Here is a 13814-nt window from a genome sequence, read left to right on the forward strand (position 1 = left end):
ACATGCAGCGGCGAGGATCAGGCCTGCCGGTAAGGCAATGCCGACCTCGCCTCTTCGGCATACGCCAGCACCCCGACCCGCTCACGCTGCAAAAAGTCACTCACGGCCGCTTTCAGCCCCTGATGACGCAAGTAATGCCATGAGTGGGTGATCACCGGTTCAAAGCCGCGGATCAACTTGTGCTCACCCTGGGCACCGGCATCAAATCGCTGAATCCCTTGGGCAATGGCGTAATCCATGCCCTGGTAGAAGCACGTCTCAAAATGCAGCTGATCGAACTCGGCCAGGCATCCCCAGTAACGACCATACAAACTGTCGCCGCCGATCAGGCTGAACGCCATGGCGACCGGGGTGCCGCCCTGCTTGGCCAGCACCAGGCGAATCGATTCGGGCATGCGCTCGGCCAGCAGGCTGAAAAACGCCCGGGTCAGGTACGGCGTTTGGCGGCGCACGGCGTAGGTGTTGGCGTAGCAGGCATAGACAAAATCCCATTGTGCCTCACTGACCTGCCGGCCTTCGAGCCATTCAAAGTCGAAACCCTGCCCCGCCACTTGCTCGCGTTCCTTGCGCATTTGCTTGCGCTTGCGTGAACTCAGCGCATCAAGAAAGTCCTGAAAATCGCGGTACTCACGGTTCTGCCAATGAAACTGGCAACCCAACCGTTGCATCCAACCGGGCTGTTGCGCCAAGGCGGTATCGGCCAATGCATCGGTGAAATTGATGTGCGCGCTGGACAGCCCTTCTATCTCCAGATAGCCGGGCAAGGCTGCCAGCAGCTCCAACCCGTCCTCGGCACGGGCGGCCAGCAAGCGTGGGCCGCTGACCGGGCTGAAGGGTACGGCCGTCAACAGTTTGGGGTAGTACTCGATACCCGCTCGCTCACACGCCTGCGCCCACTCGTGATCGAACACGTATTCGCCGTAAGAGTGCCATTTGCGGTAGCTGGGCAATGCCGCTCGCAGTTGCCCGTTCTCGTAATGCAACAAGTGCTCGGGTTGCCAACCGGAGTGCGGGCCAAGGCTGGCACTGTCTTCCAGGGCGCTAAGAAAAGCATGCCGCAAGAAAGGTTGCGCAACCGGCACCAGCGCATCCCATTCCTGAGCGGTGATGGCGGACAGGCTGTCCAGTCGTTGTAACGGCATCAATAGTCCCCGAAGCGCGGCTTAGAGCGGCGATGGTAGCACCACAAGCCCGCTCCCGGCGTTTTTACCCGGCTGAAATCACTGTCACAGACTTGCTATCAGTTCGCCACTTTTCTGTCATATCCAGCCGCGATACTGACGCCGCTTCTTAGAACACGGGGTTATGAGTGAACGGTTTGCCAACACGCTCATGACACACCCAACCTCGTTAACGTGAGCCCGTAAAGGGCCGATTTTTATTGGGGTGGCTAGGGCCATCTCAGCACTGGGAGATTCAAAATGCGTCTTGTATCTACACGGGTAGCGGCGGGACTGTGTGGTGGCCTTGCACTGGCCATGAGCATTCCGGCCAGCGCTGCGGTCGATGCCAAACTGCTCGAAATGCTTAAAGCCAACGGTTCCATATCGCCGGCTCAATACGCCGAGCTGCAAACCGAACTCACCAGTGAGAAGCAAGCCCAGCAAGAAGCAGCCGCTAACCAGGTGAAAAAATCCGATCTCAGCGCTTTCGAACAGAAAGTCGCCTGGGCTGCCAAAACTGAACTCAAAGGGGATGTGCGGGTTCGTCAGGAAACAGTCAAAATCGATGGCGAATCCGATGGCAAAAACAAGGATCGTCAGCGCATTCGTGCTCGTCTAGGTGCCTACACCGAAATCAACCCGCAAGTGAACACCGGTATTCGTATCGCCACTGGCGGCGGCGACGATGCGCGCTCCACCAACCAGGATCTGGACAACTACTTCGACAAGAAGCAGCTGTGGCTGGACATGGCCTTCATCGACTACCACCCGACCGCCGTCAAGGACCTGCACCTGATCGCCGGCAAGATGGCACAGCCATGGGTGAGCATGGGCGATGTGATCTGGGATAGCGATATCAACCCGGAAGGCCTGGCCGCCACTTACAAGCACAGCCTGGGTAACAGCGGCGTCGAGATGTTCGGCAGCGCCGGTTACTACACCCTTAAGGACAACGTTGACGGCGAAGGCGTGCAATTTCGCAACGACTTGAGCCTGTATGCCGGTCAGTTGGGTGCAAGGTTCGCACCGACCGACAGCCTGAAAGTGACTTTGGGCGGCAGTGTCTACAGCTACAACAACGACAAGGACAGCAAGTGCCCAACCACCGGGACCAAGACCACCCCTTGCGCCCTGGCAGTTAACGGCAACAGCACTGACGAATTCCGTCTGTACGAAGGCTTCGGCCAGGTCGATATCGCCAACCTGCCGCTGCCACTGTCGCTGTACGGTCAATATGTACACAACGCAGCGACCGACAGCGATCAGGACAACGCCTGGCTGGTGGGTTTCAAAAGCAAGCTCAACGCCTTCAGCCTGGACTACAACTACCGCGACATTCAGCGTAACGCCGTGGTCGGTGCTTTCACTGACTCTGACTTCGCCAACGGCACTACCGGCTCACGCGGCCACAAGGTCAAAGTGGGTTATGAAATCGACAAGAACTTCGGTGTCGGCGTGACTTACTTCCTGACCAAGGCTGACTACGCAACCTCCACGCAGAAAGATGCCAAGGCCAACACCTTGCAACTGGATCTGGAAGCCAAGTTCTAAAAAGCCTCCCGCAACCAGCAAAACGCTGAAATCATTCAGCGTTTTGTGTCTGAAAAGCAGAGCGAGGCTGGCGTCGGCCCCCATCACATCCACCGACGGCAACCTTGCTTGCGCTCCTTCTTTAGCGAGATTGCTCGCGCATCATCCGCTCAACCGTTTGCTCAAGGTCTGTAGGCAGCGGTTCGGGAAGTTTTCTCAACGCGGCACTCATCAAGCGCATTTGCTTGATAAAACGTCGGCAGTTAGGGCAAAACAGCAAATGATGGCGCACCAACAACCGCTCACGAAAACTCAGCTGGCCATCCAGATAGTCACTTGAACGCGCTACTTGCTGTTTGCAGCTCAACATTCGCCGGTTTCCTCGAAATGCTCCACAGTCGCGAAGACTTTAAGCCGGGCGCGATGCACCAGCACTCGAACATTGGAGAGCGACAGCTCAAGAAGATTACAGATTTCTTCCAACTCCAGGCCCTGACGCTCGCGCAACACCAGCACACTGCTCTGCAACTGCGGCAGGCTGAGCAGTGTTTGTTCAAGGCATTCGCGCAATTCATCTTCAGTGAGCAAGGCTTCGGGGGTGTCCTGATGCCAGGCAAACGGTGCCAGTAGCCAGTGGCCATCGCTGGAAAAACGCTCAGGGTCAATCGTGCCGTGGGGTGAGGGTAAATCGTCGAGCAAGACTTCCCGGCGATTTTGCTTATAGCGGTTTTTCGCCGAGTTGGCGGTTATGGTCAGCAGCCAGGTTTTCAGGCTCGAACGGCCCTCAAACCCGGACAAATTGCGTACCACTGACAGCCAGGCATCCTGGACTGCTTCATCAGCGTGGCGATTGCCAACAATGGCATAGGCCACAGCTTTCATCGCACTTTGATAAGTGCTGACCAGCTCGCGAAAGGCCTGCTGTTCGCCGCTTAGCAGACGTTTGAGTAGCTCAGCGTCGTCAGCAGTTGCCATCAAGGCCTCCGCAATCGGAATTAGGCAGTGTTTAGCGCTTACGCAAAATCACGCTGCCAATCGAATAACCGGCGCCAAACGAGCTGAGTACTGCCAGCGCCCCGCTTGGCAGATCGTCCTGGTACGTGTGAAAGGCAATCACCGAACCGGCCGAACTGGTGTTGGCGTAGGTATCGAGAATCACCGGCGCCTCTTCAATCGAAGCCTCGCGCCCCAACAGCTTGCGTACGATCAGGTGGTTCATGCTCAGGTTGGCCTGGTGCAGCCAGAAGCGTTTCACTTGAGTCACATCCAGCTGGTTTTCCTGCAGGTGCTGAGCAATCAGCTCGGCCACCATCGGGCACACATCACGGAACACCTTACGGCCTTCCTGGACGAACAGTTTGTCCGGGCTGTCAGTCGGTTCGTCAGAAGCACGATTGAGGAAGCCGAAGTTGTTGCGGATATTGTTCGAGAAGGTGGTCAGCAATTTGGTGCTGACGATATCGAATTGATGCTCGGAGGTTGCCAGATCTGCGCGCTCGACAACCACCGCGGTTGCAGCATCGCCAAAGATAAAGTGGCTGTCGCGGTCACGGAAGTTCAAGTGGCCGGTGCACACTTCAGGGCTGATCAGCAACACTGCGCGGGCCTGGCCCAGCTGGACACTGTTGCTCGCGGTCTGAATACCGAAAGTCGCCGAAGAACAGGCCACGTTCATGTCAAAACCAAAACCCTGAATGCCCAGCGCGTGTTGCACTTCAACGGCAATGGCCGGGTACGGGCGTTGCAGGTTGGAGCACGCCACGATCACGCCGTCGATATCGGCAGCAGTCTTGCCTGCGCGTTCCAGCGCTTGTTTGGCGGCGCCTACCGCCATTTCGCAGAGCACCGACATTTCATCGTTGCTACGCACCGGCAAGTGCGGGCGCATGCGTTGCGGGTCAAGAATGCCATCCTTGTCCATCACAAATCGGCTTTTGATGCCTGATGCTTTTTCGATAAATGCAGCGCTCGACTCGGCCAGAGGCTGAACTTCGCCTGCCTCGATGGCTGTCGCGTTGTGCGCATTGAACTGTTGCACATAGGTATTGAAAGACTGCACCAGCTCTTCGTTGGAGATGCTGTTGGCCGGGGTGTACAGGCCGGTGCCGCTGATGACGACGTTATGCACGGTCGTTCCTCTATTGTTTTCAGGTGTCGATAACAGCGAAGTTTGCCATAAATGCCAGCATTTGGCGTTATTTACAGACGCGAAGAGCTCCACTGCAGATACTTCAACTATGGGAGCGAGGCTGCTCGTGAAGATAATTCGCGAGCAGCCTCGTTCCCACAGGGGGCCTTGACCGGTAACAGAGTATCCCGCTAGCAGTCGCATCTACGCGTCCACGGCACTCCACTGTTTGCTCAGGCGCTTGTCCGAAATCGGCACCTTCGTACCCAGTTGCTGGCCGAACAGCGACACGCGGTATTCCTCCAGCCACCAGCGATACAACTCAAGCTGCGGGTCGCGCTTGCCTTCCTGCGCGTGCTTGGTGGCACGCGCTTGATATTGCGCCCAAAGCCCGCTCAGTTCACCACTCCAGACCCGGTCCTTCTGCACCTGACCCGGCAGTTTCTCAAGGCGCATTTCTATCGCCTTGAGGTAGCGCGGCAGCTCTTTGAGCCAGAGCGCAGGGGTTTCGCGAACAAAACCCGGATACACCAAATGACTCAACTGCTGCTTGATGTCATTCAAGGCAACCGCCTGGGCCAGGTCGATCTTGCCCTTGAAGCGCTTTTGCAGCCCATGCCACAGTTTGAGGATATCCAGCGTCAGTTTCGCCAGTTTTTCCGCATGTTCGGTCCACGCCCCGCGCTTGCGTTCGGCAAGCGACGCCAGCCCGGCGCCATCACGGGGCAGCAGCGCTTCACCCTCAAGGATGCAGCTATCAAGACTGGCCAGCAGAATATCTTCGACCAGACTCTCAACCCGTCCCAGCTCGCGGTACAACAGGCCCAGCTCGGTCAGCCCCGGCAATTTGCCGCGCAGGAACTTGGCCGGTTCCGCCAGTTGTTGCATCAACAGGCGCTGCAAAGCGCGGCGATGCTGATACTCCGCCTCAGCCGGGGTCGAGAAACGCCCTTCCTTGACCGTGTTGCCCTCTTCCACCAGCGCCGGGTAAACCGTCATCGACAGCCCGGCGATCTTCTGCTGGGTTTTTTCCGCAACTGCAGCAAACACTTTAGCTTCCACCGGCTGCTGGTTTTTGGCCGTTTGCGGCACCGCCAGCGCGGCCTGACTCGCTTGGGCAAAGCGCGCCGTCAACTCAGCCAGGTCGCGACCTTCACCAAGGAATTTGCCATCGGCATCGACAATCTCAAGGTTCATCTTCAGGTGATTTTCAACTTGCTGCGCGGCCTCTGCCCACGCCTCATCACTCACCCGCGCCCCCGTCATGCGCAGCAATTCGCGGCCCAAGGTTTGCGGTAACGAGCCTTGAGCAAACTCCATGCGCTGCAATGCCGCTTTGACGAAGTCCGGCACCGGCACAAAGTTTTTGCGCAACGCTTTGGGCAGACTGCGCACCAGCGCAATGCACTTGGCTTCAATCATACCGGGCACCAGCCATTCCAGACGCTCTGGCGGCAATACCGAAAGCAGCGGCGCAGGCACTTTGACCGTTACCCCATCACGGGGATGATTGGGCTCAAAGTGATAGCTCAGCTCCAGGGTCAAATCCCCCAGGTGCAGCGTGTCGGGGTAATGCTTGGCAGTAATTTCGGTGGCTTCACGGGCCAGCACGTCTTCTTCACGCATGATCAACAACTGCGGATCTTTCTGACTGTTGACTCGATACCAACTGTCAAACGTCGCGGTCTGATGAATCTCGGCAGGCAGGCGGGCATCGTAAAACCCGTACAGGGTTTCTTCGTCCGCCAAAATATCGCGGCGACGCGCCTTGGCCTCCAGCTCGTCGAGTTGCTCGAGCAACTGCGCGTTGGCGGTCAGGCACTTGGCCCGCGACTGAATCTCGCCACGCACCAGCCCTTCCCGGATAAACAGCTCGCGTGACAGCACCGGATCAATTGGCCCGTAATGCACCGCTCGCCGCCCAACCACGATCAGGCCGAACAAAGTGATTTGCTCATAGGCCACCACTTGCCCGCGCTTCTTCTCCCAGTGCGGCTCGAAGTAATTCTTTTTGATCAAGTGCCCGGCCAGCGGCTCGATCCAGTCCGGCTCGATCTTGGCCACCATCCGCGCATACAGCTTGGTGGTTTCTACCAGTTCGGCAGTCATCAGCCATTGCGGGCGTTTTTTGCCCAGACCTGAGGACGGATGAATCCAGAACCGGCGCTGACGCGCGCCGAGGTAATCGCCGTCTTCGGTTTTTTGCCCAATCTGGCTCAGCAAACCGGACAGCACCGCCTTGTGCAATTTCGGGTAGTCGGCCGGCTCCTGATTGACCGGGAGCTGCATATCGCGGCAGATCAGGCTCAGTTGACGGTGAGAGTCACGCCACTCGCGCAAGCGCAGGTAGTTGAGGAAATTCTTGCGACACCAGTTACGTAGCGGGCTGGCAGTCAGCGCCTGGCGTTGTTCCTCAAAACCGCGCCACACATTGATCAAACCGGCAAAGTCCGAGTCCACATCTTTCCATTGCGCGTGGGCCTGATCGGCCGCTTGTTGGCGCTCGGGCGGCCGTTCACGCGGGTCTTGCACCGACATCGCACTGGCGACAATCAACACTTCCTGCAAGCTGCCGAGCTTGGCGGCTTCGAGCAGCATGCGCCCCATGCGCGGGTCCACCGGCAAGCGCGCCAACTGGCGGCCCAGCGGGGTCAGCTGATTTTCGCGGTTAACCGCCGACAGCTCTTGCAGCAGGTTGAAACCGTCGGTGATTGCCTTGCCATCCGGTGGCTCGATAAACGGAAACGCCGTGATCTCGCCCAGACGCAAGTGCAGCATCTGCAGGATTACTGCCGCGAGGTTGGTACGCAGAATTTCCGGATCGGTAAATTCCGGGCGACCGTTAAAGTCTTCCTCCGCGTACAAGCGCACACAGATACCCGGCTCGACCCGGCCGCAACGACCTTTACGCTGGTTGGCGCTGGCCTGGGAAATGGCCTCGATCGGCAGGCGCTGGACCTTGGCCCGATAGCTGTAACGGCTGATGCGGGCGGTACCGCTGTCGATCACGTAGCGAATGCCCGGAACCGTCAGCGAGGTTTCCGCCACGTTGGTCGCTAGCACAACACGGCGGCCGGGATGCGACTGGAAAATCCGCTGCTGCTCGGCAGGCGATAACCGCGCATATAAAGGCAGGATTTCGGTGTGTTTGAGCTGAGCCTTGCGCAACATGTCGGCGGCATCGCGAATTTCACGCTCGCCGGGCAAAAACACCAGCACGTCACCCGGACTTTTGCGCTCACTGCGCTCAAACGCGGCAATCTCGTCCAGAGTAGCGATGATGGCCTGATCGACGCTCAAGTCTTCTTCGACGTTATTGCCCTCTTCATCCTGCTCTGAGGTCAACGGGCGGTACCAGGTTTCGACCGGGAAGGTGCGGCCCGAGACTTCGACGATAGGCGCGTCATTGAAGTGCTTGGAGAAGCGCTCCAGATCGATGGTCGCCGAAGTGATGATGACTTTCAGGTCCGGACGGCGCGGCAGCAAAATCTTCAGATAACCCAGCAGGAAGTCGATGTTCAGACTGCGCTCGTGGGCTTCGTCGACAATGATCGTGTCATAACGCTCGAGGTAGCGGTCGTGCTGGGTTTCGGCCAGCAGGATACCGTCAGTCATCAGCTTGACCAGGGTGTTGGAATCGCTCTGATCCTCAAACCGTACCTGATAGCCGACCAGCGCCCCCAGCGGTGTGCCCAGCTCTTCGGCCACCCGGCTGGCAACACTGCGCGCAGCAATTCGTCGCGGCTGGGTATGGCCAATCAAACCGTGCTGACCACGACCGATTTCCAGGCAGATTTTCGGCAGTTGGGTGGTTTTGCCCGAGCCGGTCTCACCGGCCAGAATCAGCACCTGATGCTTGAGCAACGCGGCCTTGATCTCATCGCGCTTGGCGGCAATCGGCAGGTTTTCGTCATAGCGAATCAGCGGCACACTGGCCGCCCGCGCTGCCACTTGCGCGCACGACGCCTGCACCCGCTCCGCCCAGACGGCCAGCTTGGCGTCGTCAGGCTTTTTGCGCAGCTCATGCAACTGCCGACGCAGCTTATGGCGGTCGGCAATCATGGCTTGATCAAGGTTTTTCAACAGTTGGTCGATAGCAGGCGATTCGTCAGTCATCAGGTGCGCAAAAGTCTTCATAAATGCAGGGGGCGGATTGTCGCAGATTTGCGAGCAAAACAGAGCCTCTTGTGTGGGAGCGAGCGATCAGCCTCGGCGCCGGTAAGGAAACACATCAATCACCTTGCCCTCCAGAATCGCAGCTTGCAGGCTTTTCCAGTAATCGGCGTTGTACAGGTCACCATGCAGCTCATTGAACAGGCGGCGCTGGCCAGCGTCGGCGAACAGGAACGGCGGAAACTCTTCAGGAAACACATCCAGCGGCCCTATGGAGTACCAGGGCTCACTGGCCATTTCGTCTTCGGGGGTGCGCGGCTGCGGGATATGTCGGAAGTTGGCCTCGGTCAGATAGCAGATTTCGTCGTAGTCGTAGAACACCACGCGGCCATGCCGGGTGACGCCAAAGTTTTTCAACAGCATGTCGCCGGGAAAAATATTGGCCGCCGCCAGTTGTTTGATCGCCAGGCCGTAATCCTCCAGCGCCTCGCGGATCTGTGCGGCGCTGGCATTTTCCAGATACAGGTTAAGTGGGGTCATACGTCGCTCGGTCCAGCAGTGGCGAATCAATACCTGATCGCCTTCGATGACCACGGTTGAAGGCGCAACTTCCAGCAATTCGGCCAGGCACTCCGGGTCGAACTTACTCATCGGGAAGCGAAAATCGGCGAACTCCTGGGTGTCCGCCATACGCCCTACCCGGTCCACGCTTTTTACCAGGCGGTATTTCTCAATAACTGTGGCGCGATTGACGTTTTTCGACGGTGAGAAACGATCCTTGATCAGTTTGAATACCGTGTTGAAGCCCGGCAGGGTAAACACGGTCATGACCATCCCACGTACCCCTGGCGCCATGATGAAACGGTCGTCGGTGGTGGCCAGATGATTGATCAACGCCCGGTAAAATTCTGACTTGCCGTGTTTGTAAAAGCCGATTGAGGTGTACAGCTCCGCGACATGTTTACCCGGCAGGATACGCTTGAGAAAGCCGATAAACTCCGCAGGTACCGGCACATCCACCATGAAATACGAGCGGGTGAACGAGAAGATGATCGACACCTCGGCTTCGTCGGTGATCAACGCATCAATCTGAACCCCCCGGCCTTCGCGGTGCAGCAGCGGGATCACCAGCGGCCATTGCTCGTCCTGGGTATAAAGGCGTCCCACCAGATACGCCCCCTTGTTGCGGTATAGCACCGACGAAAACAGCTCAATGCTCAACTGCGGGTCTTTGCACACCCAGTCGGGCAAGCTTTCGCGCAATTGGGCAGCGAGCCTGAACAGATCACCCGGCAAATCGGCGTAAGGCTCATCGAAGGCAAAGTCGCTAAAAATCTGCGCCAACGCGTTATGCAACTGCCCGGCAGGGCGATAGGTACGGGTTTGTGCAGCACGGGCCTGACGCAATACGGGCCGGGTAGTGTGAATAAACATGCAGCCATCGCTGATCAGGTCGTGGCTGAACAGGCTGCAGAAGGTCGAGTTGTACCAGGTCTCGGCCAGCTCATCGTCAAAGCGCAGGTCTATCAATCGGATATAAGCACTTTTGACCCGCGGCCATTGCTCGGCATCCAGCAAATCCTGATCTCCAAAAGCGCCCTGCATGCGCTGCCTGATTTCACTGACCTTCTGCTCGTACAGATTGATCCGTGCCGCCGACGCGGCCTGCGCAGCTTGCCACAATGCCCCTTCAAAACGGGCGCGTGCGCCGTCGGTGATCTGACGAAAGTGCTCACGATAATCATCGAAACCATCGAGGATCATTTGCGCGATGGCGGCCGCAGGCCAGGTTTGGGGCATGGAGGAACCTCTGCACGACTATCGGTGAGGGTATTATTGTATGGCTGAGCTTAGTGGCCAATTGTTAGCAGGCGCAACCATTGCCTTGCGCGCAGCATCCCCTACACTGCGCGGCTCAAACCTTGTAAGGAAAAACCCGTGAGACTTGTCGATTTGGTGCGCATGCTGTCGCTGGCAGGCATTTGGGGCGCCAGCTTTCTGTTTATGCGGATCATCGCACCGGTACTTGGAACCATTCCTACAGCATTCTTTCGGGTCTCCATCGCGGCTACTGGCCTGGTAGTGATCCTGGCGCTGATGCGCGTGCGCTGGAATTTTGGCGGCAAACTCAAGGTGATTCTGATTCTGGGGGTTATCAACTCCGGGGTTCCGGCCACACTGTACTCGGTCGCAGCACAGGTACTGCCAGCTGGTTATTCGTCAATCTTTAACGCGACCACCCCGTTGATGGGCGTATTGATTGGCGGGATGTTTTTCAGCGAAAAACTGACCCTGACCAAAATGGCCGGAGTGTTTCTCGGGCTGCTCGGAGTCGGAGTTCTGACCCGGGCCGGACCAGTGGCTTTTAATCTGGACTTGCTGATGGGTGCCCTCGCCTGCCTGCTGGCTACCACCTTTTATGGCTTTGCCGGCTTTTTGGCCCGCCGCTGGCTGGATCAGCAAGGCGGTCTTGACCCACGCCTTTCGGCACTGGGCAGCATGCTTGGCGCCACACTGTTCCTGTTGCCGCTGTTTGGCCTGAGCGTGATCAATCAACCACCCGTCAGTTGGGGCGGGATGAGTGTCTGGTTGTCGTTGCTGGGCTTGGGGCTGGTGTGTACAGCGTTTGCCTACATTCTGTACTTCCGCTTACTGACGAGCATTGGCCCGGTCAAATCCATGACCGTGACCTTTATGATCCCGCCGTTCGGCGTGTTGTGGGGCGCGCTGTTTCTGGGCGAACCGCTATCAATGGCCCATCTGTATGGCGGGCTGCTGATTGCGCTGGCGTTGTGGCTGGTGCTTAAGCCCGGGGCGGCAGCCAAGGTCTGAACCTGTAGCCGCTGCCTGCGGCAGCGGCTACAAAAGCATGTGCTTCAGGTGGTTTTACGGAACACAAACATCAGCCCGATGATAATCATCGCCATCCCGAGCAAACTCAACGCTGCGAGTTTGTTGCCAAATATCAGGTAGTCCATGATCGCGGTTACCGCAGGCACCAGGTAAAACAGGCTGGTGACGTTGACCAGATTGCCTCTGGCAATCATCCGGTACAGCAACAAGGTTGCCAATACCGAAACCACCAGCCCCATCCACAACACCGGCACGACAAAGCCCGCGCTGTGTTCAAAGTGAAAGGGCTGAAACGGCACAAATACCGCACACACCAGCAAACCGGCGAGGTATTGCAGGGGCAACGTGCCTAGCGGGTTCCGGGTGATGCGCTTTTGCATCAAGGTGCCTGCCGTCATGCTGGCCAGTGCCAACAGGGCATACAACATCCCGGCCCACGACAACCCCGCCAGGCCGATGCCCTGATACACCACCAGAACCAGCCCGGCGAGCCCCAGCAACAATCCCAGGGAGCGGCTAAAGGAATGCCTACGCTCCATGATCACAGCAGTGAGGATCGGTTGCACACCCATGACCGTAGCCATAACCCCGGGTGTCACTTTCAGATCCAGCGCCAGCAGATAAAAAATCTGATACGCCCCCAGTAACACCACGCCCGTAGCCAATGCATAACTGATCGCCCTTCTGCCACGGGGCAACTGAAACTTCATCAGCGGAATAATCAGCACCAGCGCCAACAGGGCAATGGCAAAACGAATCAACAAAAAGGCAAACGGCGACGCATGCGCCAGCCCCCACTTGGAGAAAATCGCACCGCTGCTCCACAGCAGTACGAACAGGCACGTAGACGCAGCCGCCAGCGCGGACTCTTTAGAAATCGAAAACATGGGTAACACCTGTCATCAGGCAAAAAAGCCAACTCAGCCGAGGCTGAAATTCAGTGTTTTTTTAGACGGGTACGGGCAGCCGAGCGATCAGCTCAGCTCGCAACAACACCCGGTGGCGATACGACGACGTACACCACAGTGCGGCTGACAGGAGGGGGATAGTGACTGATCTGCGCAGGCTGTTGATTTCCGCACGGATCGACGCCAGCAGTGACTGCTGAAACGGCGACGCTATGTGAGAAGGAAACCGGCATTGGCTGATCTTTTTGAAGAGAAGTATCGAGCGCCGACTATAACCAGCGCTCGACATTAATTGCAATGACTCATCTGATTAAAAACAGGCGAGAGTCGAGTAAAACAGCGGGCTACATTTTCACTTGATCAGCCTTATGCCAAGACCCAGAAACCGGCTCAAGCACCAGCTTTTGAAATCACAAGCCAGGGCGGCGGCTTGCTCGATACTGGCTGACACGCCGAAAACACTGCCCGGCAGAGCCGTACAATTGAAGCCCATCGATTCACGAGCGCTTGAGGCACTAAATGGCTGGGGAGACGGCGTTCACTTCTCATGGGAGGAAATACCCATCTGGAAAGCCAAGGAGCCCTGGTCATTCGACCTATCCATCTGGTCCGGCTCAGAGCTGTGCGGTCTGTACTTCGCCAATCCCAACCAGAGCCGTTTGCGCACCAAAATTGTCAGGCTTGAAGGTAAACCTGACAACTGGCATCCACTGAAGAACCGCATCGCCGCAATTGCGATGATTGCTGTCGAACAATACGCGCGAAAGGTCGGTAGCCAGTGGCTGGAAATTCAAGAGCCGGCTCAGGGAGCCATAAAGGTCTACCAGGAACTGGGGTTTCAATTCGATCCATTTGGACGACTTGTTGTCCGCCTGGAGAACGACTAACATCGACATCACTGTACAATAAACAATCAAAATGGTGGCAATATGTCTGTCACGATCACACCTCCCGCCTCCAACCAAGCCAAGCCTCGTAATCAGAGCGAGCCAGGCAAAGCGGCCGTCTCTGCCACTCAGCAGCGTTTTTTGAGCGTTGCACTCAACGGTAGTAAAGCTGAGGAACCTGCAGGTGTTCTAGCGGGTAGCTGACTGGAAAAATTCCAAAAAAAACCGCTCC

10 protein-coding genes are annotated in these 13814 nt (G+C 57.4%); 3 read left to right on the plus strand and 7 right to left on the minus strand.

The genetic code is table 11. The features are described 5' to 3' along the window. Positions 1-17: 17 nt before the first annotated feature. Positions 18-1142, minus strand: a complete 1125-nt coding sequence (locus U5A05_RS16745; RefSeq protein WP_321833984.1) for a GNAT family N-acetyltransferase — start codon at positions 1140-1142, stop codon at positions 18-20. 279 nt (positions 1143-1421) lie between these two features. Between U5A05_RS16745 and U5A05_RS16750 the strand changes: the two genes are divergently transcribed. Then, a complete protein-coding gene (locus U5A05_RS16750) occupies positions 1422-2714 on the plus strand; it encodes a putative porin (protein WP_261739038.1) in 1293 nt (430 codons plus the stop codon). Between the two features lie 121 nt (positions 2715-2835). On the opposite strand, the gene U5A05_RS16755 is transcribed toward U5A05_RS16750, so the two are convergent. From U5A05_RS16755 to aceK, 5 genes are all read right to left on the minus strand, one after another. After that, complete coding sequence (locus U5A05_RS16755) at positions 2836-3063, minus strand: anti-sigma factor family protein (RefSeq protein ID WP_261739039.1); 228 nt, start codon at positions 3061-3063, stop codon at positions 2836-2838. Next, positions 3057-3668 carry an RNA polymerase sigma factor gene (locus tag U5A05_RS16760; protein WP_261739040.1) on the minus strand — a complete coding sequence of 204 codons (612 nt, stop codon included), beginning with the start codon at positions 3666-3668 and terminating at the stop codon, positions 3057-3059. Before U5A05_RS16760 ends, U5A05_RS16755 begins: the two co-directional genes overlap by 7 nt. Positions 3669-3699: 31 nt before the next feature. After that, positions 3700-4821, minus strand: a complete 1122-nt coding sequence (locus U5A05_RS16765) for a beta-ketoacyl-ACP synthase III (protein ID WP_321833990.1) — start codon at positions 4819-4821, stop codon at positions 3700-3702. 204 nt (positions 4822-5025) lie between these two features. Continuing rightward, on the minus strand, positions 5026-8937 hold the full coding sequence (hrpA, locus tag U5A05_RS16770; protein ID WP_321833991.1) for an ATP-dependent RNA helicase HrpA: 3912 nt from the start codon (positions 8935-8937) through the stop codon (positions 5026-5028). An 87-nt stretch (positions 8938-9024) separates the two neighbouring features. Then, complete coding sequence (aceK, locus tag U5A05_RS16775) at positions 9025-10734, minus strand: bifunctional isocitrate dehydrogenase kinase/phosphatase (RefSeq protein WP_261739043.1); 1710 nt, start codon at positions 10732-10734, stop codon at positions 9025-9027. Positions 10735-10896: 162 nt separating this feature from the next. Between aceK and U5A05_RS16780 the strand changes: the two genes are divergently transcribed. Beyond that, a complete protein-coding gene (locus tag U5A05_RS16780) occupies positions 10897-11766 on the plus strand; it encodes a DMT family transporter (protein WP_425262912.1) in 870 nt (289 codons plus the stop codon). 44 nt (positions 11767-11810) lie between these two features. On the opposite strand, the gene U5A05_RS16785 is transcribed toward U5A05_RS16780, so the two are convergent. Then, positions 11811-12674: a DMT family transporter gene (locus U5A05_RS16785; RefSeq protein ID WP_261739045.1), complete on the minus strand. Its 864-nt coding sequence runs from the start codon at positions 12672-12674 to the stop codon at positions 11811-11813. A 425-nt stretch (positions 12675-13099) separates the two neighbouring features. Between U5A05_RS16785 and U5A05_RS16790 the strand changes: the two genes are divergently transcribed. Continuing rightward, positions 13100-13582 carry a GNAT family protein gene (locus U5A05_RS16790; protein ID WP_321833995.1) on the plus strand — a complete coding sequence of 161 codons (483 nt, stop codon included), beginning with the start codon at positions 13100-13102 and terminating at the stop codon, positions 13580-13582. The last annotated feature ends 232 nt before the right edge of the window (positions 13583-13814 follow it).

Source organism: Pseudomonas kulmbachensis, assembly GCF_963681935.1.
Classification (GTDB): domain Bacteria; phylum Pseudomonadota; class Gammaproteobacteria; order Pseudomonadales; family Pseudomonadaceae; genus Aquipseudomonas; species Aquipseudomonas kulmbachensis.